A 26,785-nucleotide genomic window follows, 5' to 3' on the forward strand; every position below is an offset into this window, starting at 1 on the left:
GCGCGGTGAGCGCGGCCAGGCGCGCGCTGTCGTCCGGGCCGCGGTGCAGTTCCACCGCGACCCACAGGCGCTCGCCGAAACGCTCGCGCAGCCATGCGGCGTGCGCATCGTCGCGTTCGTCGCCGTCGGGCACCCACAATGCGAGCAGGTTCGCGCTGCGCTCGCGGAAGTCTTCGGCCAGGCTCAGGTATTCGGCTTTTTTCGCCCGCCTGCGCGCTTGCGTGATCAGCCCGCACAGGTCGGCGTAGGCGGCCGAACCGGTCACCAGCAGCACGATCTTGGGGCCATCGTGCACGCGGATTTCGCTGCCGACGATCAAGGCCAGTTCGGTGCGTTTGGCCGCTTGCCAGGCGCGCACGATCCCGGCCAGCGAGCATTCGTCGGTGATCGCCAGCGCGCGATAACCCAGCGCCTTGGCGCGATCGAACAACTCGTTGGCCACCGAGGCGCCGCGCTGGAAGCTGAAGGCCGACAGGCAATGCAGTTCGGCGTAATCGGGCAGGGCGCCGGCGCTCATGCGAACCACCCATGCAGCATGTTCGGGCCGTCGCCGCCGGCCTCGCAATACGCCCAGGCGCGCTGGCCCTTGGCGGTTTCGATTAGGTAATAGTCGCGCCGCACTTCGTCCTGATCCCACCAGCCCGATTCGATCCGTTCCGGGCCGGCGAGAATGCGCGCGATCGGTTCGCGCAGCGGTTCGGGCTGGCCGAGCAACCAACCCGGCCGGGTGGTTTGCGCGGCCACGGCGGCGGCATCGGTTTTGTCGGCGCGCACCGGCGCATCGCCGTACACGCTGCGCCAGGCGCGTTCGGGCCGGTGGTCCGGGTGCAGCGCCAGCCCGTGCACGTCGTCGTCGCCGAGCCGCGCGCGCAGGCGCTCGCGCAATTGCGCCCAGGGCAGGGCTTGTTGCGGGCGCGGGTCGAACAAGTCGCGCCGCGCCGGCACGAACGGCGGCAGTTCTTCGGCCAGCAAGCGCAGGCCGACCACCGGCGCGGGCAGTTGCGCGTGCTGCAGGCGGCCGCGGGCCAGTTCGAACAGCATCGCCGCCTCGCGTTCGGGCGCGAGCAGGCCGATCGGCACCTCGCTGTCGGCGATGCGTTCGCGATGCGAGTGATGCTCGTGTTCCAGGATCAGCTTGAACCGGGCGACGCCGCCGTCGCGGCCGGACAGATACGCCGACAGATCGGCGGTGAGCCGGCGCAACGGAAACAGCAGGGCCAGGCTGGATTCGACTTCGTGACCGAGTTCGATCCGCGCATCGAACACGTCCGGCGGCAGAAAATAATTCAGCATCGGCTGGGCCAGGCCGCGCAGCGCATCCAGCCGGGTCAGCAGGTCCTGGCCGAAGCGTCGCGCCAGCGGCGCGCGCGGCAGCTCGAAGGCCGCGCCGAGCTTGCGCAGGCCCATGCGCTGCAAGGCCTGGACGGTGTCGGCATCCAGGCCGCAGCGTTCGATCGGCATCTTGGCCAGGGCCGGCAACAGCATGTCGTCGTCGAAGAACAGGCCGTCGGCGATGTTGGTCAGGGCGCGCGCGGCGTAAGGATTCGGCGCCGCCGCCATGCGGTAGCGGAAACCCAGTTCGCGCAGTTCCTGGCCGAGGCGTTGGTGCAACTGCGGCCACAGCCCGAACAACGCGCGGCTGCGGCCGATCTCCAGGACGATGGCGTGGGCGAATTCGGTGCTGACCTGCGAGCTGTAGCGGTAGGCCCAGGCGGCGAGCAACTGGCGCGCGCGTTCGACCGCCGCTGGGTCGTGTTCGACCATCTGAAAGCCGTCGACGATGGCGTGCGCGGCGATCAGCGACATCCCCGGCCTGAGCCCGATCGCGCGCGCGGCGGCGTTGACCGCGTGCAGGCGCCGGCGCGCGTGCGGGCCGTCGACCAGCACCAGCGGCCGCTCGGGATGCGGGTGATTGCGAAGGACCACGTCCATCGCCAGTTGCGGCAGCAGCAGGCAGGCCCAGCGCATGGCGAGGGCTCAGTGCGCCGGCGGCGGCGCGGAGCGGGGCGTCGTCGAAATGGAGGAGGCAGCGTCGTGCGCGTTCGCGGCCAACGCGTTGTCGGCGAAGATCGATGGCGTGGCGTTGGTTTTGGCGATCAGGCTCGGTGTGCGTTCGCGGCGATCGGCGAATGCGGCGACATCGCTTTCGCCGCGGGGGCCCGGCGGCTTGCGCTCGGCTTGGATGCGCGCAGGAGCCAGGCGCACGATCGCGGCGCTGGGCGCGGGTACGGGCTGGATCGCCGCTTGCGTATCCTCCTCGTGCGTGCGCGCCGCAACATCGTCATGGCGCGCGCTTGCGAACGCGATCGGCCGCGTCGGCGCATTGCCTCCGCGGCATTTGAGCACGCGCAATTGCCGCGGTGCGGCGTCGATGGCGATGCGCAGCGCGGCCGGCGAGGGATTCAGCGCGGCGCGGCTGTCGCGCAGGGCGAAGCCCAGGCATTGCCCGGTTTCGGCCGCGACCTGCAAACGCCGCAACGCGCGATCGTCGGCGCGCTGCGGCCAGCACAGCACCGCCGCGCAGGCGCCCGAGCGCAGGCATTGCTCGGCCGCCCACAACGCATCGCGGCCGTGGGCGCGGATCACCTGCAATCGCGCCAGCGCCACGCCGGCATCGCGCCAGGCCGGCGGATACGGCAGAAACGGCGGATCCACCAGCACGATCATGCCGCCTTCCAGCGCATGCGAAGCCTGCGCGGACGCGCGTTTCGGCGGCGCTCCGCGCAACTGCGCGGCCGGTTGCGACAGCCGCGCCAACGCCGGCCACATCAGTTCCAGTTCGCCCACGCCGTGCATCGGCAGCAGCAGTTCGGTCAGCGCGGCCTCGGGCCAGCCGCCGGTGGGCAGGGCGGCATCGAGCGCGGCGTGCCCGGTGGGCTGCGCCGACGGCGCCAGATGGGCCGGTTGGCCGCGCCACAACTGGCGCGTGCCGATCAGGCTTTCCAGGGCGATGAGTTTGCTCATGGCCGCGCTCAGGCGCTGCGCACCAGGCCGCAGTAGACGCCTTCGATGGCGAAGTCGGCATCGGCGGCGACGCGGATCGGGGCGTAGTCGGGATTGCGCGGCAGCAGGGCGATGCCGTCGGCGTCGATACGCAGGCGCTTGATGGTGATTTCATCGTCGATGCGCGCGACCACCACCTGGCCGTCGCGCGCTTGGCCGGTGCGGTGCACGGCGACCAGATCGCCGTCGAAGATGCCTTCCTCGCGCATCGAATCGCCTTGCACCCGCAACAGGTAATCCGGACGCAGCGAGAACAGCGCGCGGTCGAGCAGCACATAGGTGTCGGCGTCGATGTCGGCGCCGATCGGCGAGCCCGCGGCGACCCGGCCGAGGATGGGCAGGGGCAGGCGGTGGTCGTCGTTGGCGGCGGCGCTGAAGCCGGCGGGGTCGGCATCGAGTTCCTGCAGGCCGGCGTCGAGCAAGCGGATGCCGCGCGCGCGGCCCGGCAGCAGCTCGATCAGGCCCTGCGCCTGCAAGGCCTGCAGGTGGTAACCGGCGGAGCGGTTCTGGCGGAAACCGAAGTGCGCGGCGATCTCCTGCTGCGACGGCGGCAGGCCGTCGGCGGCGATGCGCTGGTGCAGATAGGCCAACAAGGCGCGGCGGAGGTCGGTCAGGCTCATGTACTAATATTAGTAATAAATCGGCCGGACTGCAGCGTGCGCGTGTGCCATCTCGTGGAGTGAGATGAGCCGAAAAGACGCCTGATTCGTTGAGAATTCGCGCCTAAATATCTGATCCGATTAGGGCAGTCGCAGCCGAGCCGTGGGCACCGCGGCCATCGCCTCGCACAGCAACCGACCAACGGTCGCTGCGACCCATTGACTCACTTCGATCAATTCTTTAATTTCTGTCTAAACAGAAATAAGAGAAGCCCATGGCCCTCAGCCCGCTCCAAGAACGTTTCATCCTGCACTGGGGCGAGATGGGCAGCCGTTGGGGCGTCAACCGCACCGTGGCCCAGATCCACGCGCTGCTGTTCCTGAGCGAACGCGCGATCACCGCCGACGAAATCTGCGAAACCCTCAATCTGGCGCGCTCCAACGTCAGCACCAGCCTCAAGGAACTGCAGGGCTGGAACCTGGCCCGGGTCAGCCATGTGCTGGGCGACCGCCGCGACCACTTCGAGACCTACAAGGACGTGTGGGACATCTTCCGCGCCGTGGTCCAGGAGCGCCGCCGGCGCGAGATCGAACCGACCCTGACCATGCTGCGCACCGCCGTGCTCGACGGCGACAACGCCGCCGTGCCGCCCGACCCGAACGATCCGCGCGACCGCCGCACTCTGGAGCGCATGCGCGACGTGCTCGAGTTCATGGAGACCGGCACCAGCTGGATCGACGAAATGAACCGGCTCGATCCCAAGACCCTGATCAAGCTGCTGAAGATGGGCGCGCGCATCCAGCAATTCGTGCGCGGCCCGGCGCCGCAAATGCCGCCGCCGCAGACCGGCGCCAGCGGCGGGGTGATGTTCGAGGATGAGGCCGACAACGATGCGCCGGCCGTCGATGAAACCCCGACCCAGACCATGCCGGGCGAGCGCTCGCCCTGAGCGCGCGCCGGCGTTTTTTTGCCTATCAATTTCTGTAATTACCGAAATAACTGTAGGAGACGATCATGAGCACCAAGACTGCCCCGCTCCAAGTCATCGCCCTGTACGACCGTGCCTGCCCGCTGTGCCGCACCGAAATGCACCGGCTCAAGGCCCGCGACTGCCACGACCGGCTGCGCCTGGTCGACATCGCCGCGCCCGAGTTCGATGCGCGCGAATGGGGTTTCGAACTCGAGGCGATGCGCAACGCCTTGCACGTGCGCTGCGCCGACGGCGAATGGCGGATCGGCGTGCCCGGCATCGCCGAGGCCTACCGCGCGGTCGGCCTGGGCTGGCTGACCTGGCCGCTGCGCGCGCCCGGCGCCGGCCGTCTGGCCGCGCGCGCGTATCGCTGGATCGCGCCGAACCGCCACCGCGTCTCGCGCTGGCTGGGTTTCCGCGAAACCGGCCAGGACGCCGCGCCGCGCTGCGACGACGGCCATTGCCCCACGCACTACTGAGCGAGGCGCGTCATGGAACGTTTGTTCATCGCCTTATTGCTGTTGCAGATCGTGCTGGGCGCGATCGACACCATCGCCCACCACGAGTTGATGGAAAAACTCGCCAACCGCCGCAGCGCCGCGTTGGAGCTGAAGCTGCATTCGGCGCGCGGCTTCGTCTACGGTTTTTTGTTTCTGGTGTTCGCCTGGGTCCAGCCGCAAGGCGCGTGGCTGGCGGCGGTGTGGGCCTTGGTGCTGATCGAAGTCGGCATCACCTTGTGGGACTTCGTGGTCGAAGACGCGACCCGGTTGCTGCCCAATACCGAGCGCGTGCTGCACACGATCCTGGCGGTCAACGGCGGCGCGATGTTCGCGGTGTACGCGCTGGCGACCCGGCAGGATTGGGCCGCGCCGAGCGCGTTGCAGAGCCACTCCTTCGGCTGGATGTCGTGGCTGTTGACCGCGGCGGCGGTGGGTATCGCGATCTCGGCGGTGCGCGACGGTCTGGCCGCGCGCGCCAACGCCGCCGAACCGGAGCCGCGCGCGTTGCTGCGCGAGCATCCGCAGCAAGACTTTCTGGTCAGCGGCGGCACCGGCTTCATCGGCACCGCCTTGATCGAAGGATTGCTGGCCGGCGGCCACCGGGTGACCGTGCTCAGCCGCGATCCGCGCCGCGCCGCCTTGCGCTTCGGCGGCCGCGCGCGCTGCATCGGCGATACCGCCGAACTGCGCGACGACGAAGCCATCGACGTGGTGATCAATCTGGCCGGCGCGCCGGTGGTGGGGCCGCGTTGGTCGCCCGCGCGCAAACGCGCCTTGCTGGCCAGCCGGATCGGCACCACCGATGCCTTGCGCGCCTGGTGCGATCGCGCCCAGCGCAAGCCGGCGCTGTGGCTGCAGGCCAGCGCGGTCGGTTTGTACGGCGCGCATGCGCGCAGCGCGCCGGAACTGCGCGACCCGCAACCGGTGCGCGGCGATTTCCCCAGCGAGCTGTGCGTGGCCTGGGAGCACGCCGCGGCCAAGGCCTCGGAGCAGGGCGTGCGTCTGGTGACGATGCGTCTGGGTTTGGTTCTGCATCGCAGCGGCGGGTTGTTGCCGATGCTGTCGCTGAGCGCCGCGCTCGGCGGCGCCGCCAGACTCGGCGACGGCAAGCAGTGGTTCGCCTGGGTACACCTGGACGACGTGCTGAATTTCGTCGAGCAAGCGGTCGAACACGTCGGCATTCGCGGCCCCTACAACCTGGTCGCGCCGGGCGGCTGCAGCCAGGGCCAATTCACCCAGGCGCTGGCGCGTTCGCTGCACCGTCCCGCGTTCCTGCGCATGCCGGCCGCGCCGCTGCGGCTGGCGCTGGGCGAGATGGCGACGATGCTGCTCGACGGCCCGGTGGTCGCGCCGCAACGCCTGCTCGATCAGCGCTTCCGTTTCCTCCATCCCGACCTGGACAGCGCGTTGCGCGCCGGTCGCGCCGGTTTGGACGCCAATCCGCGTTCTCTTACTACGGGTGAAGGACACCCAAAGGACCGACATGGAACTGTTGCATCCCATTGACCTGGCTTCCGATCGCACCGAAGCCAAGGCCAGCGCCGGCGAGATCGCCGGCGGCGACGGCAAACCGCGGGTTGCGCCCGCATCGCACGATCTGGCCGCGTTGCTGCGGGCCGCGCTGGGCGCGCGCTGGTCGCTGCTGCATCCGCATATCCAGGCGCGTTTCGAACTCAAGCCCGGGCAGGCCCAGGCCGAATACGTCGGCAACATGCATCAGGTCCGCTGCACCCGCTTGGGCGGTTTGTTGGCGCGCTTGATCCGTTACGCGCGGGTGTTGCCGCACCACAACGCCGACGAAGTGCCGTTCCGTTTCGACGTACAGCCGATGGCGCGCGGGCTGGGATGGATCAAGACCCGCACCTATCACTTCGTCGATGAAGTCTTCAGCTTCCGCTCGCATATGGTGTTGGACGACGACGGCCGGCTGCTGGAGCACTTCGGCGGCGGCTTGGGCATGCGGGTGCGGCTGGAAGTGCTGCCCAACCGGCTGGTGTTCGTCGACGAAGGCTATTTCCTGCACTGGCGCGGCTTGCGCCTGCCGCTGCCGAAGCCGTTCTGGCCGGGTCGCTTTTTGTTGGTGCATCGCGACCTGGATGCGGAGCATTTCGAAGTCAGTATCGACGTCTCGCATCCGTGGTTCGGGCCGCTGTTTCATCAGGACGGGACGTTCGAGCGGATGAGCGATCCGCTGGGTTGAGGCGTGGGGTGTGGGCGGGGAGGCGGACTTTTGGTTCGTCTTTCCCGCAGGGAGGGGCACAGAGCCTTCAGCGCCACCCCTCCAGAACGTCATTCCCGCGAAGGCGGGAATCCAGAGGCTTCAGCGTCATCCCTCCAGAACGTCATTCCCGCGAAAGCGGGAATCCAGAGGCTTCAGCGTCATCTCTCCAGATCGTCATTCCCGCGAAAGCGGGAATCCAGCGACTTCAAACGTTCTCGCACGAAAGGCACTGGATTCCCGCGTTCGCGGGAATGACGGTAGGTAGGTGTGCGGTTTCTTGTTGCATGCGCTCAAGGCAGGAGCGAAAGCGTGAGCCTCAAGTTCTTGTCGCATGCGCTTAAGGCAGGAGCGAAAGCGTGAGCCTCAAGCCTTCAGCGCCATTCCTCCAGAACGTCATTCCCGCGAAGGCGGGAATCCAGAGACTTCAGCGCCATCTCTCCAGATCGTCATTCCCGCGAAAGCGGGAATCCAGCGACTTCAAACGTTCTCGCACGAAAGGCACTGGATGTTCGGCTCCGCCGAAGTAAAGCGGAGCCCGCGTTCGCGGGAATGACGGTAGGTAAGTACGCGGTTGGCGACTGGCAGCGGACGAACAGCGACGGCCGTCGTCTTTCGAACCCAAAACCCAACCCCTCAAACCGCCCGAAACACCACGTTGTACTGAAACTTCCGCCCCGCCGTCGCGCGCATCTTCTTCGCATCGCGATGCTCGGGATTGATCAGTGCGTTGTACTCCTCGGGCACGATCACCGAAGGCACCAACAGCAACGCCGAAGCGCCGCTGGTCAGCCATTGCGAACCGATCCGCACGCTGGCCATGCCGGCCGGGACCGCGTCCCAGCCGCCGGGCAGGTCGTGCGAGGTGAGTTGGATGCGCGCCTTCCACACCGCCGACGGCACCTCGATCGACACTACGTGCCGGTTCAACGGCAAGCCGTGCGAATCCACGTACGCCGCGGTTTCCAACGCCGCCAGCGCCAGCGAGGTGGCGCTGTAGACCACGCGCTGGCTGTCGTCGTTCCAGCGGCCCGGAAACTTGGCCGCGCCCGCGCCGCTCATGTCGTCGGCGCGGTAAGCGCGGGTCTCGCCGGCGATACGCCAAAGTCTCATTGCGGCCTGGTCCTGGTGGCGAGGGATCGGGTCGCGATCCCGGTGGCGGGCGCCAAAACGGCGCCGCGCGAATAAAGCGGGCGCGCGGCCATCCGCGCGCCCGCAAGGCGCAATACGCGCCGGGTCACTGGTAGGCGCCGCTTTCCAGCGAGCCCAGCAGCCGCGCGACCACGCTCAGGCCGGTCGGCGTATCCAGCAGGTCGGCCGGCTTCTGCCCGCCCAGCGCCGCCTGCGGTTGCTCGATCCAGTTGCCCAGCCAGCGGGCCGAGTCGAAATCGCGCGCGCCTTCTTCGGTGCTGCCGGCGACGATGGATTCGGCGATGCCCAACAGATGCATCACCCCAAGCGCGGCCTGGCCGCTGGCGCCGGTAATGCGCGCCTGCTGCGCGGCCTTGCTTTCGGCGGTGGCCTTGGCGACGCCGAGGATGTTGAACATGCGCACCGCCGACAGTTCCATGCTGCTGGCCATGTGCTTGATGACCTGCGCCGGCACGCCTTCGCGTTCGGCCTCCACCCGCTGCAACGGGCTGGCGGTGCGCAGATACGCGACGTAGCCGTTGAGCGTGCCCGGCGCGTGGTACGACTGCAGCGCGTGCGGTTCCTTCACCGAAAGGCCGCGCTTGCGCCACGGCGGCTTGGGATAGGCCGCTTCCTGCGCGCCGAGCCGGCTCTCGCGAATCTCGGGCTGGGCGCGCGGGCTGGTCTTGGCGGCGGTTTTGGCGGCCGAACGCGGCGCGGCCTTGGCCTGCGCGGGGGTCTTGGCGGCTTTGCTCATGGCGGGGATCCGGTCCGGTCAGTCTTAATCTGGACGGATGATAGCATCAAAATATACAAAATGTGCGCGGCGTCGCGAACCGGGCCGGGGCGGCCCGCATCCGTTCGCGGGCTCTGCGACGTAGTTGGACCATGCTGTGCTCATCGGCGCGGCGGGGCAGGCCGGCGCCGACACGAATTAGGCCATTTGCGGTTGCTATGCTGGGCGGCCCAGCGCTGGCCCGTCCATGCCGGACCGCGCCGGGACCGCAATTCGCCTGCCGCAATCGCCTGTCGCAACTCGTCCATCGTTAGGAGTGTTCAATGAATCGCAAATCGCGCATCTTCGGATCGTGCCTGGGCCTGATCGTCGTAACCGCGTTGCCCGCCCATGCCCAGAAGGACCGTCAGGTCTACGAAGACGCGATCGCGCGTTCGGCCGAAGTCTGTCCGGACCATTCCAACGACCGCACCCGCCCGGGCGTCACGGCGGTCCCGGCCGCCGCGCTGAAGACGCTGCTGTCGCGCGATATGGCGCTGTGCCCGGACCGCCGCCTGGACAGCACCACGCCGGTGGTGTGGTACGGCAAGCAGGGCGTGTTCGCCTGGAACCCGGTGGTGAAGGGCGCGCCGAAGGTGTTGGCTGCGCGCGTGGTCGCGGCCACCCGCGGCGACGACTTCCCCAAGGAGACGGTGGTGTGGAAGGCCAACGGCAAGCTCGCCGAAGGCGCGTTGGTGCCGTCGTTCCGCAAGCGTTGATCCGCACGCACCCAAGCTTCGCGCCAACACGCGCGAGCCGTTCGCAATGAACGAGCAAAGGGCCGGCGCATGCCGGCCTTTTCGTTTGAACGCGGCATGAAGGCGCGTTCCCGGCGTCGGCGCCGGAATGATGAACGCGAGATACACCGACTGCGCGCACGCCGTCGGCAGCAACGGAATTTTTATTCTCTAGCGGGCATTGCGCTCGGTATCGTTGCGCACGTCGACCGCAGGGCCGCGCGGTCTTCATGTTCCGGCTGATCGATACAAGCTCCCACGCCGATCCACGGCGGTTCGTTCGGGCTGTTCGATCCGCTCAAGCACGCGGCCGATTCCAAGGTTTTACCGAGCTTCCGAATGCGTGTGCGAGCGCTCATTCGGACACGGCCGCGTCGACATCGGCCATCGCATTGCAGACGCTTCGAAGGACGAATGAACAAAGCCGGCCCGCAGCAAGATGCCTGGATCCATGCGAGCGCCTTGCTGATCGCCGTCGCGGCGACGCTGTTCGCCGGCTGGCTGTTGTTTTCGTTGCCGCCGCCGCCGCCCGCGGCCGAACCGATGGACGTCGTTCTGATCGAGCCGGCGGCTTCGCAGCCGCCGACTGAAGAATTCATCGAGATTCCGGCCGCGGCCGCAACGCGGCCGGCAACGTCGTCGCGACTTGCGCCCACGCCGCCGCGTTCGACCGCGAGCGCGCCCGTCATCGCCCCGCCAGCGGCGCCGCGCCCCAACGACGACTCGCCAGCGCCGCCGGCTCGCCCGCGTTTGTATACCGCCGATGGCCGCGTCGCGATCGGCGTGAGCCCCGAGTTCGATCCCATGCGCGCGCCCGAGGCGCGCGCGCCGGGCGATCCCGACGATCCCAGGCTGGCCGCGGCCAAGCGCAGGTTCGAGCGCTCGGTGCCGATCCAGGCGCAAGACTCGATGTTCGCCAAGGATTGGAAGACCGACGGCAATCTCGCCGACGGGCTGATGCAGAGCGCCAAAAAGGGACTGAAGAAAATCGTCGACAAACTGCCCGGCAAGAAACAGATCCAATCCGCGCAAGCGCGTCCGCCGCCGGCGGTGCGCTTCAATCCGGCCCTGCACGAACGGCCTTCGGATTTGGGCAGCGAAGCCACCGGCGATGCCTACAAGGCCGCGCCCATCGCCCAGGAGCCGGTGCCCGGGCTGGACGGCGAAGCCAGTCGCCGCATCCGTTGGGCGATCGGCGAAGTGGAAGCCGATCACCCCGGTTGCGATCGCGCGCGCCTGCGCAAATTGCTGACGCCTGCGCTCACGCATTTGAGCGAACTGGAAAAAGTCGAACGCGCCATGGCCAGCGGCGTCGACCCGATCCGCGCCGAGCATCTGCTGCCGCGTTCGGCCGACATGGCCTACAACCAGGCGCGCCGCGCGATCTGGTACGCGAAGCAGCAACTGGCTACTTGCGCGGCCTGACCCGCGAGCGCCGGTACTGGCCGCTCGCGCGAGGATTCGGGCACGGCGCGATCGGCCGCGGTCACCAGCGATAGCGCGCCGAAGCGACCCAATTGCGCGGCTCGCCCCAGCCGACGCTGCCGTCGTACTCGGAGATGCTGTTGTAGTAGTACTTGTCGAACAGGTTGTTGACGTTCAACGACAGCGACAGCCGGTCGTTGATCTCGTAGCGCGCCATCGCATTGACCAAGCCGACCGCGCTTTGCCTGCGCACGTGAGTGCCGACATGCAGCAGTTCGTACGGCGCCTGCGCCGAGCGTTCGGGCGAGAGCGGGTAGCCGGCGACGGTGTGGTACGCGCTCTGCCATTGCAGACCGCCGCCGACGGTCAGGCGCCGCCACGCGCCGGGCAGGCGGTAGGTCGTGGACAGCCGCAACAGGTTTTTCGGGATGTAGGTGTTGATGCGCTGGCCCGCGCCGTTGCGGGTGATGGCGTGGGTGAAGCCGCCGTACAGGTTCCAGTCGGGCGCCAGTTGGCCGGAGAACTCGAATTCCGCGCCCTTGGTGCGGTTGCCTTTGCCGCTGGACACGTACGGCGAACGGCCGCCGGGTGTGAGGTAATTGGGCGGCACGTTCGGGTCGGCGATGGCGAGGTTGTCCTGCACCGATTCGAAGTACGCGAACGAAGCGTTGAGCCGGCCGTCCAGGTACTCGGCCTTGGCGCCGATCTCGTAGTTCTTGCCGATCATCGGTTCGATCATGCGGTCGTTGCGATCGTATTGCTCCTGCGGGAGGAATACGTCGGCGTAGCTGGCGTACAGCGAGTAGGTCGAATTCAGGTCGTAGACGAGGCCGGCGTACGGGGTGATTTCGTCGTCGACGCGGTAGCCGTCGCTGATGCCGCTGAAGGCGCCGGTAGCGCGGTCGAAATTGCGCGTCCAGGTCTTCCAATTGCTGACCCGCGCACCCAGCAGCAGTTTCAGCGGATCGGCGAGGTTGAGCCGCACGGCGAGATAGCCGCCGCCTTGATCGGTATGCACCGCATTGTCGCGATGGCCGGTGCGGTAGGCGGTGTAACGCGGCGCTTGGCCGCGCCAGGTCCACAGGTTGTAGGCATCGAGCACCACTTCCTCGCCGCGCAGCGGCCGCGTCGCCGGATCGAAGTCGGTGCCGAGCGTGGTGCGCGTGCGCGAGAAGCTGTTGTAGCCGAACACCAGTTGATGCTCCCGTCCGAACAGGCGGAACGGGCCTTCGGCGAACGCGTCGAAGGTGTTCTGTTTGTCGGCCGACCACGAGATCACCGCACTGTCGGTGTAGGGGCCGCCGCCGTCGCGGTCCGGGTAATCCCACGGCATCATGAAATACAGCTGGCCGCCTTGCATGTCGATGGTGTTGTGGGTGGCGATCGCGCTGAGATGCCAGCCGTTGGCGAAGCTGTGGTCGAGCCCGGCGAAATAGGTGCGCTCCTCCAGCGGCCACGCGCTCGATTTGGCCGCGGTGCTGAACGAGCGCGGCGGATTGATCCGGCTGCCGTCGCTGTACCAGTACGAGACGTTGTTGGTGTTGATCACGCCGCCCTGATCGGTGCTGGTGGTTTCCAGGCCGATCCGCAGCAGGGTGTTGTCGCTCAAGTCGGCTTCCAGCGTGCCGTAGAGGGTTTTTTTCTCGGTGCTGTAGTAGTCGATGAACGACTCGCGATCGGTGTAAGCGGCGGCGACGCGGCCGCGCACGCGGCCGTCGGCGAGCAGCGGGCCAGACACGTCGCCTTCGATCCGGTAATTGTTCCAGCGGCCCACGCTTGCGTTGACGTAGGCCTCATGGCGGCGGGTCGCGCGCTTGCGGATCATGTTGACCGTGGCCGAAGGTTCGCCGGTGCCGGTCATCAGGCCATTGGCGCCGCGGACCAGTTCGACCCGTTCGTAGGCCACCGAATCGCCGCCGACGTCGGGACGGCGGCCGCCGGGGAATTGCTGCACGCCGTCGACCTGGATGTTGTTCACGTCCAGGCCGCGCGCCATAAAACTCGGGCGTTCCAGGCTGGAGAGATTGTTGACGAAGATGCCGGTGGTGTTCTGCAACACGTCGGCGATGGTGACGTAGCCGAAGTCTTCGATTTGCTGGCGGGTGATCACGGTGACCGACTGCGGGGTCTCGCGTTGCGTCAGCACCATGCGCGTGGCCGAGACCGTGGCCGGCGCCGCGTACGAGTCCAGCGATTCGGCGGTGACTTGGACCTGCTGCAGGTTCTTGACCTGGTCCGCATCGGCGGCGTCTTCGGCCTGCGCGCTGGTGGCGCCGAGCGAAAGCAGCAAGGTAAGGGCCGAAAACAGAGTGCGACGCGCAGGCGTAACCAAACGCCGCGGGTGCGCGGCAGTGCGGGAGGAGGGCATGGGGGCGCAGGCGATTTGCAAAGGAAGATGGGAATCATTATCGTTTGATGCGGTCGTCACACGCAATATGCATGCAGCGACAATTCGCGGTGTCGGCGATTCGATGCGCCCGAACGCGATCGGCATGCGGGGTAACGATTCAATCGTTGCGATGCGTTGCGAACCGGCCGACTGCGCGCTGTCGAGTCAGTGGGTCAGTCGGCAAGTCTTTGTATCGATCGCGCGATCGCATTCGGATCCACGTCGACGATCGCGTCCGATTCTCCGCTGCCAGCCGCACCGATCGAGCGGTGATATGTGTGACAAACAGCATCACGCCGCAGCGGCTTCGCATCGCCAACAACGCGATTCACGGTTGCGCACCGCATGCGCATCGTGGCACCGCGCGCGCCATGCGCCCGCGCATGCGGCGCCGATTCCGCCGAACTGAATGCGCGCCGCCGCGCTGCCGCTTGTCCGCGACCATCGCCAAGCACTACACTCCGCCCGCCACAGGTGCCTTGCCGTCGGTCCATACCGGCGAGCAGGGTGAAACGGGAAGCCGGTGCGGACCTAACCGTCCTATTCCGGCGCTGCCCCCGCAACGGTAGGCGAGAACACCCGACGTAAACCACTGCGCTCGCGCGGGAAGGAGTCGGGGTGATGCCACGGCATCGCTCGCAAGCCCGGAGACCGGCCCGTGGCGGACATCGGGAGATGTCCTTCTCGGGTGTTGCGGCGGGCAACCGGACGAGCTGATGCGATGCGGCGTCCGTTCGCCTTCGTGTCGTCTTGTCTGATCTCTCCGCGGCATCCGCTTTCGCGGGTGTGCGATACGGAGACCGACCATGAACGAGATGCATCGCGTTGCGACCGACGTCGCGACGGTCAAGCTTTTGATCGACGGCGAGTTCGTCGAATCCACCACCACGCAATGGCGCGAAGTCGTCAATCCGGCGACCCAGGCGGTGCTGGCGCGCGTGCCGATGGCAACTGCCGATGAGGTCAACGCCGCGGTCGAGTCCGCCGCGCGCGCCTTCAAGACCTGGCGCAAGACCCCGATCGGCGCGCGCGCGCGGATCTTCCTCAAGTATCAGCAGTTGATCCGCGAGCACATGAGCGAGCTCGCCGCGATCCTCACCGCCGAGCAGGGCAAGACCTTGCCCGATGCCGAAGGCGATGTGTTCCGCGGCCTGGAAGTGGTCGAGCACGCCGCGGCGATCGGCAACCTGCAGTTGGGCGAGTTGGCCAACAACGTCGCCGGCGGCGTCGACACCTACACGCTGCTGCAGCCGCTGGGCGTGTGCGCCGGCATCACCCCGTTCAATTTCCCGGCGATGATCCCGCTGTGGATGTTCCCGATGGCCATCGCCACCGGCAACACCTTCGTGCTCAAGCCGTCCGAACAAGACCCGCTGGTGACCATGCGTCTGGTCGAGCTGGCGTTGCAGGCCGGCGTGCCCAAGGGCGTGCTCAACGTCGTGCACGGCGGCGAAGACGTGGTCAATGCGATCTGCGATCACCCCACCATTCAGGCGGTGTCCTTCGTCGGCTCGACCAAGGTCGGCACCCACGTCTACCAGCGCGCAACGCTGGCCGGCAAGCGCGTGCAATGCATGATGGGCGCGAAGAACCACGCCGTGGTATTGCCCGACGCGAACAAGGAACAAACCCTCAACGCGATGGCCGGCGCCGCGTTCGGCGCGGCCGGACAGCGCTGCATGGCCGCGTCCACCGCGGTGTTGGTGGGCGAGGCGCGCGGCTGGATTCCCGAGTTGGTGGCCAAGGCGCGCACGCTCAAGGTCAACGCCGGCACCGAGCCGGGCACCGACGTCGGGCCGGTGATTTCCTGCGCCGCGCGCGAACGCGTCGAAGCGCTGATCGCCTCGGGCGTGGAGCAGGGCGCGGTGCTGGAACTCGACGGCCGCAAGCCGGACGTGCCCGGTTACGCGCAGGGCAACTTCATCGGGCCGACGATCTTCTCCGCGGTCGAACCCGGCATGCGCATCTACCAGGAAGAAATCTTCGGGCCGGTGCTGGTGATTCTCGGCGTGGACACGCTGGAACAGGCGATCGCGCTGATCAACGCCAACCCCAACGGCAACGGCACCGCGATCTTCACCCAATCCGGCGCGGCCGCGCGCAAGTTCCAGGAAGACATCGACGTGGGCCAGGTCGGCATCAACGTGCCGATTCCGGTGCCGGTGCCGCTGTTCTCGTTCACCGGTTCGCGCGCGTCCAAGCTCGGTGACCTGGGTCCATACGGCAAGCAGGCGGTGATGTTCTACACCCAGACCAAGACCGTCACCGCGCGTTGGTTCGACGATGAAACCTCGGGCCAGGGCGTCAACACCACGATCAGCCTGAAGTGATGGCCGCCGTCATGGACTGGCAGGTCGCGGCGGCGTTGCCGACCGGGCTGAGCGAAGAACAGGCGGCGTTCCGCGAGGCCGCGCGCGATTTCGCCTTGGCGCAGTTGGCGCCGCACGCGGCGCATTGGGACGCCAACAGCGTGTTTCCGCGCGAGGCGATCGCGCAGGCGGGCGAATTGGGTTTCTGCGGGTTGTACGTCGACGAAGCGGCGGGCGGTTCCGGGCTGACCCGCCTGGATGCGGCGATCGTGTTCGAAGAACTCGCGGCGGTCGATCCGTCCACCGCGGCGTTCATCAGCATCCACAACATGGCCACCTGGATGCTCACCGCGCACGCCAACGACGCGGTGCGCGCCGAGTGGGGGCGGGAGTTGGCCAGCGGCCGGCGCCTGGCGTCGTACTGCCTGACCGAACCCGGCGCGGGCTCGGACGCGGCATCGCTGCGCACCCGCGCGGTGCGCGACGGCGATCATTACGTGCTCAACGGCGCCAAGGCGTTCATCTCCGGCGCCGGCTCCACCGACATGCTGGTGGTGATGGCGCGCACCGGCGGCGATGGCGCACGCGGCATCAGCGCGTTCGCGGTGCCGGCCGACAGCGCCGGCATCGGTTATGGGCGCAAGGAAGAGAAGATGGGCTGGAACAGCCAGCCCACCCGCGGCATCGCGTTCGAAGACGTGCGGGTGCCGGCGCAGAACCTGCTGGGACGCGAAGGCGACGGCTTCAAGATCGCGATGAAAGGTCTGGACGGCGGCCGCCTCAACATCGCCAGTTGCTCGCTAGGTGCGGCCCAGGGCGCGTTGGACGCGGCCCGGCGCTACATGGGCGAGCGCCGCCAGTTCGGCAAGAAGCTCGCCGAGTTCCAGGCCTTGCAGTTCAAGCTCGCCGACATGGCCACGCAGTTGATCGCCTCGCGCCAGATGGTCCACACCGCCGCGCGCAAGGTCGACAGCGCCAGCGCCGACGCCACGGTGTGGTGTGCGATGGCCAAGCGTCTGGCCACCGACGCGGGCTTCTGGATCTGCAACGAGGCGCTGCAGATCCACGGCGGTTACGGCTATATCCGCGAATACCCGATCGAACGCCTGCTGCGGGACTGCCGGGTCCATCAGATCCTGGAAGGCACCAACGAAATCATGCGCGTGATCATCGCGCGCCACCTGCTGAACACCGACGAGGAATTGCGATGAGTCTTGCCGATAAGGCCTACACCGGGCTGAAGCTGGAGATCGACGGCCACACCGCCGTGGTCACCCTGAGCAATCCGCCGGCCAACACCTGGACCCGCGACAGTCTGGCCGCGTTGCGCGATCTGGTCCGCGATCTGGACGGCGAGCGCGAGGTGTATGCGCTGGTGATCGTCGGCGAAGGCGAAAAGTTCTTCTCCGCTGGCGCCGACCTCAAGCAGTTCGCCAGCGGCGACAAGGCGCTGGCGCGCGAGGCGGCGCGCCGCTTCGGCGAGGCGTTCGAAGCGCTGAGCGCGTTCCGCGGCGTGTCGATCGCGGCGATCAACGGCTATGCGATGGGCGGCGGCCTGGAATGCGCGCTGGCCTGCGATCTGCGGATCATCGAGGAACAGGCGCAAGTGGCGCTGCCGGAAGCGACCGTCGGGTTGTTGCCGTGTGCCGGCGGCACCCAGAACCTGCCGCGTCTGGTCGGCGAAGGCTGGGCCAAGCGGATGATGCTGCTCGGCGAGCGGGTGGATGCGGCGACCGCGCTGCGCATCGGCCTGGTCGAAGAAGTGGTCGGCAAGGGCGAGTCCAAGGCGCGCGCCCTGGCCTGGGCCAAGCAGGCCGAGAAGCAGAGCCCGATCAGCGTGGCCTCGTGCAAGGCCTTGATCCAGGCCACCCGCACCCAATCGCACGCGACCGCGTTGGTGCGCGAGCGCGAGGCGTTCGTGGACTTGTTCGACAGCGCCGATCAGGTCGAAGGCGTGGCGGCGTTCCTGGAAAAGCGCGCGGCGCAATGGAAGAACGCATGAACGCCTCCCTGCAGGAAATCGCGACGTCGGCGCCGGTGTTGTTCGAGGAACGCGCGGTCGCCAACGGCCGCAAGCTCGGCATCGCCACGCTCAACGCGCCGGCGACCTTGAACGGTTTGTCGCTGGAGATGGCGACGCTGCTGGACGCGCAGTTGGCGTCGTGGGCCGGCGACGCCTCGGTGGCGCTGGTGGTGCTGCAAGGCGAGGGCGAGAAAGCCTTCTGCGCGGGCGGCGATCTGCACGGCCTGTACCGCGGCATGAGCCAGTACCGCGCGGCCGGCGGCGGCGACATCCGCAACAACGCCCAGGCGAGCGAGTTCTTCGCTACCGAGTACCGCCTGGACTATCGCATCCACACCTATCCCAAGCCGCTGCTGTGCTGGGGCCACGGCATCGTGATGGGAGGCGGCATCGGTTTGATGGCCGGCGCCAGTCATCGCGTGGTCAGCGAGCGCTCGCGGCTGGCGTTTCCCGAAATCACCGTCGGCCTGTACCCGGACGTCGGCGGCAGCTTCCTGCTCAATCGGGTGCCGCGCCGCGCCGGGTTGTTCCTGGCCCTGACCGGCGCGCCGTTGAACGCCGGCGATGCGATCTACGCCGGGCTGGCCGATCACTACGTGCCCGAAGCGCAACGCGGCGCGGTGTACGCCGATCTGGTCACCGCGGCCTGGTCGGGCGATGCTGCGCGCGATCGCGATCTGCTGAGCGGATTGCTGCGCGCGCGCGGCGAAGCCGCGCCGGCCGGTCCGCTGCAGCAGCACGCGAGGCTGGTCGAAACGCTGTGCAACGCGGAGGATTTGCCGACGGTGGTCTCGCGCATCGACGCGCTCGAAACCGACGATGCATGGCTGCAAACCGCGCGCAAGACCCTGGCCGCGGGTGCGCCCGGTTCGGCGCGCCTGGGTTATGAACTGCAGCGCCGCGCCGCCACGTTGTCGCTGGCCGATACCTTCCGCCTTGAGTATCTGGTGTCGCTGCAATGCGCGGCGCACGGCGATTTCGCCGAGGGCATCCGCGCCTTGTTGATCGACAAAGACCGCAACCCGCGATGGAATCCGGCCGCCTTGGCCGATGCCGACGCGGCTTGGGCCGACGCATTCTTCATCGCGCCGTGGGCCGACGATGCTCACCCGCTGTCCGCTCTGGAAGCTTCCACGGAGAATCGAGCATGAGCCGCATCGCGTTCGTCGGACTGGGCAACATGGGCGGGCCGATGGCGGCCAATCTGCTCAAGGCGGGGCATTCGTTGCGGGTGTTCGACCTGTCCGCCGCCGCGGTGCAGGCCGCGGTCGCGGCCGGCGCGGTCGCCGCGGACAGCGCCGCTGCCGCGGTGGCCGATGCCGAAGTGGTGATTTCGATGCTGCCGGCCAGCCGCCACGTCGAGGGTTTGTACCTGGGCGAGAACGGTCTGCTGCGCGCTATCGCGCCCGGCGCGCTGGTCATCGACTGCAGCACCATCGCCCCGGCCTCGGCGCAGAAAGTCGCGCAAGCCGCCGCCGCCGCCGGCATCGACATGATCGACGCGCCGGTGTCCGGCGGCACCGCCGGCGCGGCCGCGGGAACGCTGACCTTCATCGTCGGCGGCGAAGCCGCGGCGCTGGAACGCGCGCGCCCGGCCTTGCAGGCGATGGGCAAGAACATCTTCCACGTCGGCGCCAGCGGCGCCGGGCAGGTGGCCAAGCTGTGCAACAACATGGCCCTGGGCGTGATCATGGCGGTCACCGGCGAAGCGTTGGCGTTGGGCGTCGCCCACGGCCTGGACGCGAAGGTGTTGTCGCAGATGATGGCGGTCAGCACCAGCCGCAGCTGGGCCACCGAAGTCTGCAATCCCTGGCCGGGCGTGCTCGACAACGCGCCGGCCTCGCGCGGCTACAGCGGCGGTTTCGGCAACGATCTGATGCTCAAGGATCTGGGCCTGGCCGCCGAAGCGGCGATGGGCGTGGGCGCATCGATCCCGCTCGGCGAACTGGCGCGCAATCTGTATGCGATGAACAGCCGCGCCGGCCACGGCGGCCTGGATTTCTCCAGTGTGATCAAGCTGGTCGCCAAGGACGCATGAGCGCGCCGCGCAAACCGCTGACCGCGCCGGGGCAGGGCGGCAAGCTGCTGCTGCACTCGTGCTGCGCGCCGTGTTCGGGCGAGTTGATGGAGGCCTTCGTGGCCTCCGGCATCGAGTACTCGGTGTTTTTCTACAACCCCAACATCCACCCGGTGAAGGAATACGAACTGCGCAAGGACGAAAACATCCGTTTCGCGCGCAAGCACGGCGTGCCCTTCATCGATGCCGATTACGACACCGACAACTGGTTCGCCCGCGCCAAGGGCATGGAAAACGAACCCGAACGCGGCATCCGCTGCACCATGTGCTTCGACATGCGTTTCGAACGCACCGCGCTGTATGCGCACGAGCACGGGTTCGAGTGGATGACCAGTTCGCTGGGGATTTCGCGCTGGAAGAACATGGCGCAGATCAACGACAGCGGCCACCGTGCGGTCGCGCCGTATGCCGGGCTGGGTTACTGGGATTTCAACTGGCGCAAGGACGGCGGCAGCGCGCGCATGGTCGAAATCAGCAAGCGCGAGCGCTTCTACCAGCAGGAGTACTGCGGCTGCGTGTACTCGCTGCGCGATACCAACCGCCATCGCAAAGCGCAAGGGCGCGAGCGGATCAAGCTCGGGGTGATGTATTACGGCGACGAGCCGGAAGCCGACTGAGCGCGGCAGAGCGCCAGTGGAAGCCATCGCGACAAGGAAAGCGGCGTCTATGAGCAAACCGACGTTCTACGTCGAGGTCGTGCACGCGGGTCGCGAGCAGGACCATCACGATTATTGGGTGCTCGGCCGCCGCGCCAGCCGCTCGGGCGAGCCGCTCAGCGTCGAGGCGATGAGCTTCGTCGAAGCGGTCCGCGCCAGCAATCGCAGAGAGGCGATGGTGCTGGTGCGGCGCAAATACCCGGGGCATGCCTTGGCCGGGAAGGTCGACCGGGCCTGAGCCGATACCGGGCGCCGCCGGCCGCTTGCTATCATCCGCAGGCGATATCCATCGCACGCCTCGAGCCGCCGCCAGGGGACGCCAGGTCTTCTACCCGGGCTCTTGAGTCATGCCTATTTCCGAATCGGCGGCGTTTCGCCGCGGTCTGCGCAGGTCGTTCCTGTTCGGCCTTGTCGTTTGTCTGTGCATGTGGTCGTCGGTCTCGGCACAGCCGCGCGATCCGCGCCAGACCATCGGCGCCACCGTCGCCGACGCGCCGTCGACGGCTTATCGTTTCGAGCGCTTCGTTGTCGATGACGGCAGCGGCGAGCGTTGTTGGCGGGTGACACTGGGCATCCCGAAACGGTCCGCGCCGCGCGCCGGATTCGCCGCGTTGTACATGCTCGACGGCAATGCCGCGCTGATGGAATTCGACCCTGGCCTGCTCGGCGAACTGGCCGGCGCCGCGCATCCACCGGCGCTGGTATTCGTCGGCTACGACAACGAACTGCGCATCGATTCGGCGGCGCGGACGCGCGACTACACGCCCAGCGCGGTGATCGAGGGCGGCGAGCGGCGCGGCGGCGGCGCCGAGGCCTTCGCCGACGCGTTGCTGAGCCGAATCCAGCCGGAAGTCCGCCGCCGCGCGCGCCTGGACCGCTCGCGCGAAGCGCTGTGGGGGCATTCCCTCGGCGGCCTGTTCGTGTTGAACCTGCTGTATACCCAGGGCGATGCCTTCGCCGCCTGGCTGCCGGCCAGTCCTTCGTTGTGGTGGGACCAAGGCCTGCTGCTGGGCGCGCCGGAGCGGGACTTTGCCGAACGCCGCCGGTCGCGGCCGGCCACGCTGTGGATCATGCAGGGCGAGCAGGAACGCCGCGCCGACGACGGCGCGCGCGACCGCGGCGATCCGCGCGTGGCCGCGCATCTTGCCCGCATCGCCGCGGTGCCGGCCGACGCGGCCGAGCGTCTGGCCGAACGCCTGGATCGCAAGCGCGGGGTGCGGGCGTGTTATCGATCCTTCGCCGGGCTCGGCCACGGGCCGATGCTGCGCGCGTCGCTGCGCGCGGCGGCGCGGATCGTGGCGACCGATCCCGGCGCGCCTTGCCGCTGGCCCGACGCTGTGGAGCCTTCCGTGGAGCAGGCACGACCCGCGTCGCGCCCTTAGCCAAGCCCGCGGCGGTGATTTATTCTTGCGCGCTATCCCATCCCTGAAGGAACAACGCGCCGTGGATTTGGAAACGATCGGAACCGTGCAAGAGATCGACAGCGTCCAGGAAGTCAATCGGCTGCTGGAGGAGGGCTGGGTGATCCTGGCCATCGCCACCGGCAAGCACAACGAAGGCGAGCCGTGGATCCGCTATTCGCTCGGCCTGGAGTATGAGGACGAGGACGAAGACGAAGAGGACGAAGAAGGCGAATCGGAAGAGTGATCCGCCGCGGGCGCGGCCGCCTGCGGCCGCGCCCGGTTTCGCCCGCCGCATCGCGCGCGGGCCGCGACAGGTTGGCGACAGCGCGTCGCCCTAGAATCGCGAGCCTCCATCGGCGAGGCGCCCCATGCACAAGATCACGTCCGTTGTCATCGCGCTGAGTCTGTCCAGCGCCGGCGCGCAGGCCGCCGAGCCTTCGGCCTTGTTGCGCTACGCCCCGTCGAATCAGGCCCAGCTCATCGCCGGCGCGCGCACCCATCGGATCGAACTCAGCGAAGGCGCGGCGATTCAGGCCGCGGCCAAGGGCGGATTCTCGCTGGCCACGCCCGACGGCAAGCGGGTGTTTTTGCGCTATCTCGGCCATCGGGTCGAAGACAACGGCGATCTGACCTGGCGCGGCGCCGTCGACACCGCCCTCGGCGAGCAGACCGCGACCCTGACCTTCGGCAGCGATGCAGTGTTCGGCACCATTCCCACTTCCAGCGGCTACGCACTGCGCATCGTCAGCGAAGGCGACAAAGTCTATCTGGTGGAAATCGACGAAAACGCCGTGCAGCGCAGCATGCACGTGCATGGCGATACGCCGACGCCGATCGACTACGTTCCCGCGCCGAGTTCGCTGCGCAAACAGAAAGACGCCTCGGCGCAGTCGCAGGATCGGAACCAAGCGTTGGTCGCGGCCGCCGCGGCGGCGCCCACGGTCGACGTATTCGTCGCCTACACCGCCGGATTGCGCAGCCGCCTGGGCTCGGCCGCGGCGATGAAGACCCGGATCAACCACGTGGTCAGCGTGACCAATCAGGCCTATGCCGACAGCGGCGTCAAGGGCCGGATCCGTTTGGTCGGCACGGGCGAGGTGAGCTATCCGGATGCGGTGTCGCTCAGCGTCGCGCTGAAGGACCTGGCCGATTCCGGGCAAGGGCGCGGGCCGGCGTCGTTGGCCAAGATCAAGTCCTGGCGCGCGGACAAGAAAGCCGATCTGGTCAGTTTGATGATGAACTTCCACTCCGCGCAGAAAGCCTGCGGACTGGCGTATACGCTCGGCTACGACGAAACGCCGATCACGGCCGAGGACGCACCGTACGGATTCGGTACCGTGGCCGACGGGAAGTTGTCGAACGGCACTTATTGCGACGACCGCACCTTCGCCCATGAGATCGGCCACAACCTGGGACTGCTGCACGATCGCGACAGCAGCACCCAGGACGCCAACGGCGACGCCATTCCCGGCGCGACCAGTTACGCGTTCGGCTGGCGCAAGAATCTGGCCAACAACAAGAGCTTCGCCACGATCATGGCGTACCCGACCGGCAGCCAGCGCACGTTGCTGTACTTTTCCTCGCCGACCTTGAAGAAGTGCAACGGCGATCCTTGCGGCGTTGCGGGGAAGGCGGACAACGTCAAGGCGCTTAATCTGACTATGAGCAAGGTTGCGGCGTTCAAATAACTTTGCTGGTTGCGTGCTGTTGCAGCGGGGCGGGTAGGGGCGGGAGAGTTCTGAGCGCGATGCTTGGCCGATTTCATTCGTCGAAGCGGCTTTGCGCGCGATCTCCCAGAACGTCATTCCCGCGAAGGCGGGAATCCAGAGACTTCAGCGTCATCCTTCCAGTCCGTCATTCGCGCGAAAGCGGGAATCCAGCGACTTCAAGCGTTCTCGCACGAAAGGCACTGGATTCCCGCCTTCGCGGGAATGACGGTAGGTAAGTGCGCGGTTGCTGAGTTCAAAGTTACGAATTCCGAATCAACCAACGCTTCGATACAACTGCACAGGCTTAGCATCGGCGCGTCGAATCACGCCCTTCGCCTCAAGATCGAGCTGCACCGCCTTCAACCACCACCCAGCGGTCTTCCCCTGCGGAAACAACGCCTCCGGCAACCGCGACAACAACGCCAGCTTCGCATCGGCCACCTTCAATCCCGGCGCCCGATCCGGCAACACCGCCAACAACGCCTCGCGCATCGCGGTGTACTTGGCGCGATCCACCCGTTCGGTCCGCCCCGGCGTATTGACGTTCTCGATTTCGATCTTGTCCTCAGGCATGCACCGTCTCCGCCACCTCGATCTTCGGATTGCGGAACCCCATCGCGATCCACGCGCCCAGCAACTTGGCGTAGAACGACAACGATTGGGTTTTCAGATTCGGAATATCGCCGGGCAGCGAGGCCGCATCCGGCCGGTCGCTGGCCATCGTGCGCACATCGACTTTCGGCCGCGTCCGCTGCGGCCACAGATGCAGATACACGCTGAGCCAGTGCGCGCCCTTCATCTCCAGAAACAGCGGCGTGTTGCAGCACCTCGCCACCACCCGGCGCGAGCCGGCTTGCGGCGATAAGCGAAACTCGCCCAGATACTGCGCGCCAGAGACGATCCGCACTCGATCCTTGCGATATTCCGCGGACGGCGTCGCGCGATAAGAAGTCAGCAGATTGCTCGCACCGGGCAGCTTGGCCAGACGCTCGGCCGCCGCGGTGCAACTGTCGCACAGGCACTCGGTCACCAGGATCGGCGCACCGCTGGCTTCCAGGCGGGTTTTCCCGCATGCGCATCCGATGTTGCTGGTCTGGCTCATGGCGTTGCTCCCTCGGCGATGTCGAACAGAAGGCGGATGTAGCGGTCCAGGTGATCCATGCTTTCGCGCGCGAGCGCCGGATCGTTGCCGGCCTTGGCCAGGACGAAGCCGCCCTGGACGACGGTTTGGGTATGCCGCGCCAGGCTTTGCGCGGTCCAATCGGCGCGGATGCCGCGATCGCGGCGCGCGGCTTCGATATCGGCTTCCAGCGTGGCGGTGTGGCCGAAGATGCTGCGGCCGCAGGCATCGCGGATGTCCGGAGCGGTCGCGTAGATCTCCTGCGCCATGGTGCCGGCCAGGCAAGTGAACTCGGCCAACTCGCCGATGATCATCGCCTTGCGGAAGGCCACATACGCCAGCACGCGTTCGAGCGGATCGGCCGGCGCGTGATAGGGCGCGGTCTTGAAGAACTCGGTCACACCGGCCGCCCAGAACTCCGCCGCGGCGACGCCGAGCGCGTGCTTGCTTTCGAAATGATGGAAGAACGCGCCCTTGGTGACGTCGGCGGCCTTGCACAGATCCTCGACCGTGGTCGCTGCGTAGCCCTTGGCGCGGACGATGTCGCGTGCCGCTTCCAGCAGGCGCTCGCGGGCGTTGCCGCGTTCCGGGGATTGTTTGGTGGGTCGGGCCATAGCCTAAACATACCATTTGGTCGGTATGTGTCAAGCGCATGACCCGAGCCCGGCGGTCGGGCCGGCCTGGCGGGCGGTCCTGAGGGGATTGCGGCTCCGCGCTATCGGCGCCACAGTCTGGCCACATCAGGTCAGGAGCGGTCATGGACGCAGCGACGAACCCGAATGCTCAGTACAGCCCGCTGCGTATCGGCGCGATCTCCGGAGCGGTGTCGCTGCACGCTGCGCTGCTGCTGGCGCTGACCTTGCCGGTGGCCGCATCGATCCAGCACGGCGACGAATTCTTCGTCCCCTACGAGCAGCATTGGGACTACAGCTCTCTGCGGGATTTGTGGCGGCCTTACTACCGCTACGGCGCCACCGGCGCGAAGCTTAAAACCATCGTCGCGGCCGCGTCGTTCCAGGATGGTCGACCGAGCGCATTGCCTGAGATCGCCGCAGCGCCGGACAAACTTCCGCTACCGATCGACGCGCGTACGCGCACGTTCAATGAGCGCCCGCGAACCGTCGAACTACGCATTGCGATCGCCGCGACCGGCGCGGTGATGGACGTGGCTATCGTGCGCAGCAGCGGCGACCGCGATCTGGACAACGCGGCGCTGCTCAACGCATGGCAGCACTGGCGCTTCAAGCCGGCGCGCGATCGCGGCCGCGAGGTTGTTTCGGCGTTGATCGTGGCGATCGAGTTCGATTTCCATGGGCAGAGCGAGCAAGCGTCGCGTCATGAGCCCTGGCATGGGGTCGTCTACTAGAAGCGACATGGATCGCGCGCCGCAACGCAACGGCCGAGCCATACAATGCCTCGCATCCCATCGGGATTTCGACAGATTGAGTAACCATCGGCATGCCGCAGGCTGGATGTAAGCCAAGCGGCAGAGCGGGGAAAGTCGAAAGCGATCGCGTCTCCAGTTATCTGTGCGCATCGAAGCGTTCCGGATACAAACGCCGCGACGACAACGCGCAGAAGTTGAACATCCCTACCTGGTCGCCGTTTGGGTTGCTGACCGTCTAAGTCCGCTGCACTGATAGGGGGACGCGCGGCCCGGCGCGTTTATCTCTGGCATGTGCCATGCATCACGCGGCCGGTCGACGAAAGCGGCGCTTGAGCACTTTCGATCACTCTCGC

The 26,785-nt window shown here is 67.3% G+C and carries 26 protein-coding genes, 1 pseudogene and 1 riboswitch; of the genes and pseudogenes, 17 read left to right on the top strand and 10 right to left on the bottom strand.

From position 1 onward, the window contains the following. The 4 genes and pseudogenes from V7787_RS24875 to lexA all read right to left on the bottom strand — a co-directional run. Positions 1-517, bottom strand: a 517-nt coding sequence (locus V7787_RS24875) for a PHP domain-containing protein (RefSeq protein WP_336089927.1), incomplete at its 3' end; no start/stop codon positions are given. After that, on the bottom strand, positions 514-1,968 hold the full coding sequence (locus V7787_RS24880) for a Y-family DNA polymerase (RefSeq protein WP_336089929.1): 1,455 nt from the start codon (positions 1,966-1,968) through the stop codon (positions 514-516). The genes V7787_RS24880 and V7787_RS24875, both read right to left, overlap by 4 nt. Before the next feature lie 327 nt (positions 1,969-2,295). Then, positions 2,296-2,964: pseudogene (locus V7787_RS24885) on the bottom strand (hypothetical protein); the annotation flags it as partial. An 8-nt stretch (positions 2,965-2,972) separates the two neighbouring features. After that, positions 2,973-3,623, bottom strand: a complete 651-nt coding sequence (gene lexA / locus V7787_RS24890) for a transcriptional repressor LexA (RefSeq protein WP_336089930.1) — start codon at positions 3,621-3,623, stop codon at positions 2,973-2,975. A gap of 254 nt (positions 3,624-3,877) precedes the next feature. Between lexA and V7787_RS24895 the strand changes: the two genes are divergently transcribed. The 4 genes from V7787_RS24895 (at position 3,878) to V7787_RS24910 (ending at position 7,273) form a co-directional block, all read left to right on the top strand. Continuing rightward, positions 3,878-4,552, top strand: a complete 675-nt coding sequence (locus V7787_RS24895; protein ID WP_336089931.1) for a GbsR/MarR family transcriptional regulator — start codon at positions 3,878-3,880, stop codon at positions 4,550-4,552. Positions 4,553-4,617: 65 nt separating this feature from the next. Then, positions 4,618-5,052, top strand: a complete 435-nt coding sequence (locus V7787_RS24900) for a thiol-disulfide oxidoreductase DCC family protein (protein WP_336089933.1) — start codon at positions 4,618-4,620, stop codon at positions 5,050-5,052. A 12-nt stretch (positions 5,053-5,064) separates the two neighbouring features. After that, positions 5,065-6,579, top strand: a complete 1,515-nt coding sequence (locus V7787_RS24905) for a TIGR01777 family oxidoreductase (protein WP_336089935.1) — start codon at positions 5,065-5,067, stop codon at positions 6,577-6,579. After that, entirely contained in the window at positions 6,557-7,273 is a 717-nt protein-coding gene (locus tag V7787_RS24910) for a DUF4166 domain-containing protein (RefSeq protein ID WP_336089936.1), read from the top strand. The genes V7787_RS24905 and V7787_RS24910 overlap by 23 nt, the downstream gene beginning before the upstream one ends. A gap of 654 nt (positions 7,274-7,927) precedes the next feature. Here the strand turns inward: V7787_RS24910 and V7787_RS24915 are convergent. Next, complete coding sequence (locus V7787_RS24915; RefSeq protein ID WP_336089938.1) at positions 7,928-8,404, bottom strand: RES family NAD+ phosphorylase; 477 nt, start codon at positions 8,402-8,404, stop codon at positions 7,928-7,930. Between the two features lie 124 nt (positions 8,405-8,528). Next, positions 8,529-9,179 carry an antitoxin Xre/MbcA/ParS toxin-binding domain-containing protein gene (locus V7787_RS24920; protein ID WP_336089939.1) on the bottom strand — a complete coding sequence of 217 codons (651 nt, stop codon included), beginning with the start codon at positions 9,177-9,179 and terminating at the stop codon, positions 8,529-8,531. A gap of 302 nt (positions 9,180-9,481) precedes the next feature. Here V7787_RS24920 and V7787_RS24925 point away from each other — a divergent pair, with 302 nt between their 5' ends. Together V7787_RS24925 and V7787_RS24930 are read left to right on the top strand one after the other, a co-directional pair. Beyond that, positions 9,482-9,916, top strand: coding sequence for a hypothetical protein (locus V7787_RS24925; protein WP_336089940.1), 435 nt, complete (start codon positions 9,482-9,484; stop codon positions 9,914-9,916). Positions 9,917-10,348: 432 nt separating this feature from the next. After that, complete coding sequence (locus V7787_RS24930) at positions 10,349-11,359, top strand: hypothetical protein (RefSeq protein ID WP_336089941.1); 1,011 nt, start codon at positions 10,349-10,351, stop codon at positions 11,357-11,359. Positions 11,360-11,420: 61 nt separating this feature from the next. On the opposite strand, the gene V7787_RS24935 is transcribed toward V7787_RS24930, so the two are convergent. After that, on the bottom strand, positions 11,421-13,649 hold the full coding sequence (locus tag V7787_RS24935) for a TonB-dependent siderophore receptor (RefSeq protein WP_336089943.1): 2,229 nt from the start codon (positions 13,647-13,649) through the stop codon (positions 11,421-11,423). Between the two features lie 568 nt (positions 13,650-14,217). Continuing rightward, positions 14,218-14,422, top strand: a riboswitch (cobalamin riboswitch). 141 nt (positions 14,423-14,563) lie between these two features. Between V7787_RS24935 and V7787_RS24940 the strand changes: the two genes are divergently transcribed. From V7787_RS24940 to V7787_RS24985, 10 genes are all read left to right on the top strand, one after another. Further along, the gene (locus V7787_RS24940) at positions 14,564-16,078 is read left to right on the top strand and encodes a CoA-acylating methylmalonate-semialdehyde dehydrogenase (RefSeq protein ID WP_336090010.1); all 1,515 of its coding nucleotides are present in this window, start codon (positions 14,564-14,566) and stop codon (positions 16,076-16,078) included. A gap of 35 nt (positions 16,079-16,113) precedes the next feature. Beyond that, positions 16,114-17,268 (top strand): acyl-CoA dehydrogenase family protein, encoded by a 1,155-nt coding sequence (locus tag V7787_RS24945; protein ID WP_336090011.1) that lies wholly within the window; start codon positions 16,114-16,116, stop codon positions 17,266-17,268. Next, on the top strand, positions 17,265-18,059 hold the full coding sequence (locus V7787_RS24950; RefSeq protein WP_336089944.1) for an enoyl-CoA hydratase: 795 nt from the start codon (positions 17,265-17,267) through the stop codon (positions 18,057-18,059). Before V7787_RS24945 ends, V7787_RS24950 begins: the two co-directional genes overlap by 4 nt. Further along, positions 18,056-19,231, top strand: a complete 1,176-nt coding sequence (locus tag V7787_RS24955) for an enoyl-CoA hydratase/isomerase family protein (protein ID WP_336089945.1) — start codon at positions 18,056-18,058, stop codon at positions 19,229-19,231. The genes V7787_RS24950 and V7787_RS24955 overlap by 4 nt, the downstream gene beginning before the upstream one ends. Continuing rightward, complete coding sequence (gene mmsB / locus V7787_RS24960; RefSeq protein WP_336089946.1) at positions 19,228-20,118, top strand: 3-hydroxyisobutyrate dehydrogenase; 891 nt, start codon at positions 19,228-19,230, stop codon at positions 20,116-20,118. Before V7787_RS24955 ends, mmsB begins: the two co-directional genes overlap by 4 nt. Continuing rightward, the gene (locus tag V7787_RS24965) at positions 20,115-20,774 is read left to right on the top strand and encodes an epoxyqueuosine reductase QueH (RefSeq protein WP_336089947.1); all 660 of its coding nucleotides are present in this window, start codon (positions 20,115-20,117) and stop codon (positions 20,772-20,774) included. Before mmsB ends, V7787_RS24965 begins: the two co-directional genes overlap by 4 nt. A gap of 49 nt (positions 20,775-20,823) precedes the next feature. Beyond that, positions 20,824-21,051, top strand: a complete 228-nt coding sequence (locus V7787_RS24970) for a hypothetical protein (RefSeq protein WP_336089949.1) — start codon at positions 20,824-20,826, stop codon at positions 21,049-21,051. 109 nt (positions 21,052-21,160) lie between these two features. Next, on the top strand, positions 21,161-22,195 hold the full coding sequence (locus tag V7787_RS24975) for an alpha/beta hydrolase (protein ID WP_336089950.1): 1,035 nt from the start codon (positions 21,161-21,163) through the stop codon (positions 22,193-22,195). 61 nt (positions 22,196-22,256) lie between these two features. After that, positions 22,257-22,460, top strand: a complete 204-nt coding sequence (locus tag V7787_RS24980) for a hypothetical protein (protein WP_336089952.1) — start codon at positions 22,257-22,259, stop codon at positions 22,458-22,460. A gap of 124 nt (positions 22,461-22,584) precedes the next feature. After that, positions 22,585-23,904 (top strand): reprolysin-like metallopeptidase, encoded by a 1,320-nt coding sequence (locus V7787_RS24985; RefSeq protein WP_336089953.1) that lies wholly within the window; start codon positions 22,585-22,587, stop codon positions 23,902-23,904. 294 nt (positions 23,905-24,198) lie between these two features. Here the strand turns inward: V7787_RS24985 and V7787_RS24990 are convergent, their stop codons facing one another. Genes V7787_RS24990 through V7787_RS25000 form a run of 3 tightly spaced genes read right to left on the bottom strand, consistent with a single transcriptional unit; the run spans position 24,199 to position 25,659 of the window. Continuing rightward, positions 24,199-24,498: a DUF6958 family protein gene (locus V7787_RS24990; RefSeq protein ID WP_336089955.1), complete on the bottom strand. Its 300-nt coding sequence runs from the start codon at positions 24,496-24,498 to the stop codon at positions 24,199-24,201. Further along, complete coding sequence (locus tag V7787_RS24995) at positions 24,491-25,027, bottom strand: GFA family protein (protein WP_336089957.1); 537 nt, start codon at positions 25,025-25,027, stop codon at positions 24,491-24,493. The genes V7787_RS24990 and V7787_RS24995 overlap by 8 nt, the downstream gene beginning before the upstream one ends. After that, complete coding sequence (locus V7787_RS25000; RefSeq protein ID WP_336089958.1) at positions 25,024-25,659, bottom strand: TetR/AcrR family transcriptional regulator; 636 nt, start codon at positions 25,657-25,659, stop codon at positions 25,024-25,026. Before V7787_RS25000 ends, V7787_RS24995 begins: the two co-directional genes overlap by 4 nt. A 143-nt stretch (positions 25,660-25,802) precedes the next feature. Here V7787_RS25000 and V7787_RS25005 point away from each other — a divergent pair, with 143 nt between their 5' ends. Next, on the top strand, positions 25,803-26,411 hold the full coding sequence (locus tag V7787_RS25005) for an energy transducer TonB (protein ID WP_336089960.1): 609 nt from the start codon (positions 25,803-25,805) through the stop codon (positions 26,409-26,411). The last annotated feature ends 374 nt before the right edge of the window (positions 26,412-26,785 follow it).

The organism is Pseudomonas sp. CGJS7, from assembly GCF_036961695.1.

What these genes read in the sequence shown, in the direction of transcription:
- V7787_RS24995 (WP_336089957.1), bottom strand. Translation starts at nt 25,027, where the DNA reads ATGAGCCAGACCAGCAACATCGGATGCGCATGCGGGAAAACCCGCCTG.
- V7787_RS24910 (WP_336089936.1), top strand. Translation starts at nt 6,557, where the DNA reads ATGGAACTGTTGCATCCCATTGACCTGGCTTCCGATCGCACCGAAGCC.
- lexA (WP_336089930.1), bottom strand. Translation starts at nt 3,623, where the DNA reads ATGAGCCTGACCGACCTCCGCCGCGCCTTGTTGGCCTATCTGCACCAG.
- mmsB (WP_336089946.1), top strand. Translation starts at nt 19,228, where the DNA reads ATGAGCCGCATCGCGTTCGTCGGACTGGGCAACATGGGCGGGCCGATG.
- V7787_RS24895 (WP_336089931.1), top strand. Translation starts at nt 3,878, where the DNA reads ATGGCCCTCAGCCCGCTCCAAGAACGTTTCATCCTGCACTGGGGCGAG.
- V7787_RS24905 (WP_336089935.1), top strand. Translation starts at nt 5,065, where the DNA reads ATGGAACGTTTGTTCATCGCCTTATTGCTGTTGCAGATCGTGCTGGGC.
- V7787_RS24955 (WP_336089945.1), top strand. Translation starts at nt 18,056, where the DNA reads ATGAACGCCTCCCTGCAGGAAATCGCGACGTCGGCGCCGGTGTTGTTC.
- V7787_RS24930 (WP_336089941.1), top strand. Translation starts at nt 10,349, where the DNA reads ATGAACAAAGCCGGCCCGCAGCAAGATGCCTGGATCCATGCGAGCGCC.
- V7787_RS24970 (WP_336089949.1), top strand. Translation starts at nt 20,824, where the DNA reads ATGAGCAAACCGACGTTCTACGTCGAGGTCGTGCACGCGGGTCGCGAG.
- V7787_RS25000 (WP_336089958.1), bottom strand. Translation starts at nt 25,659, where the DNA reads ATGGCCCGACCCACCAAACAATCCCCGGAACGCGGCAACGCCCGCGAG.
- V7787_RS24925 (WP_336089940.1), top strand. Translation starts at nt 9,482, where the DNA reads ATGAATCGCAAATCGCGCATCTTCGGATCGTGCCTGGGCCTGATCGTC.
- V7787_RS24940 (WP_336090010.1), top strand. Translation starts at nt 14,564, where the DNA reads ATGCATCGCGTTGCGACCGACGTCGCGACGGTCAAGCTTTTGATCGAC.
- V7787_RS24975 (WP_336089950.1), top strand. Translation starts at nt 21,161, where the DNA reads ATGCCTATTTCCGAATCGGCGGCGTTTCGCCGCGGTCTGCGCAGGTCG.
- V7787_RS24900 (WP_336089933.1), top strand. Translation starts at nt 4,618, where the DNA reads ATGAGCACCAAGACTGCCCCGCTCCAAGTCATCGCCCTGTACGACCGT.
- V7787_RS25005 (WP_336089960.1), top strand. Translation starts at nt 25,803, where the DNA reads ATGGACGCAGCGACGAACCCGAATGCTCAGTACAGCCCGCTGCGTATC.
- V7787_RS24920 (WP_336089939.1), bottom strand. Translation starts at nt 9,179, where the DNA reads ATGAGCAAAGCCGCCAAGACCCCCGCGCAGGCCAAGGCCGCGCCGCGT.
- V7787_RS24985 (WP_336089953.1), top strand. Translation starts at nt 22,585, where the DNA reads ATGCACAAGATCACGTCCGTTGTCATCGCGCTGAGTCTGTCCAGCGCC.
- V7787_RS24880 (WP_336089929.1), bottom strand. Translation starts at nt 1,968, where the DNA reads ATGCGCTGGGCCTGCCTGCTGCTGCCGCAACTGGCGATGGACGTGGTC.
- V7787_RS24990 (WP_336089955.1), bottom strand. Translation starts at nt 24,498, where the DNA reads ATGCCTGAGGACAAGATCGAAATCGAGAACGTCAATACGCCGGGGCGG.
- V7787_RS24915 (WP_336089938.1), bottom strand. Translation starts at nt 8,404, where the DNA reads ATGAGACTTTGGCGTATCGCCGGCGAGACCCGCGCTTACCGCGCCGAC.
- V7787_RS24965 (WP_336089947.1), top strand. Translation starts at nt 20,115, where the DNA reads ATGAGCGCGCCGCGCAAACCGCTGACCGCGCCGGGGCAGGGCGGCAAG.
- V7787_RS24950 (WP_336089944.1), top strand. Translation starts at nt 17,265, where the DNA reads ATGAGTCTTGCCGATAAGGCCTACACCGGGCTGAAGCTGGAGATCGAC.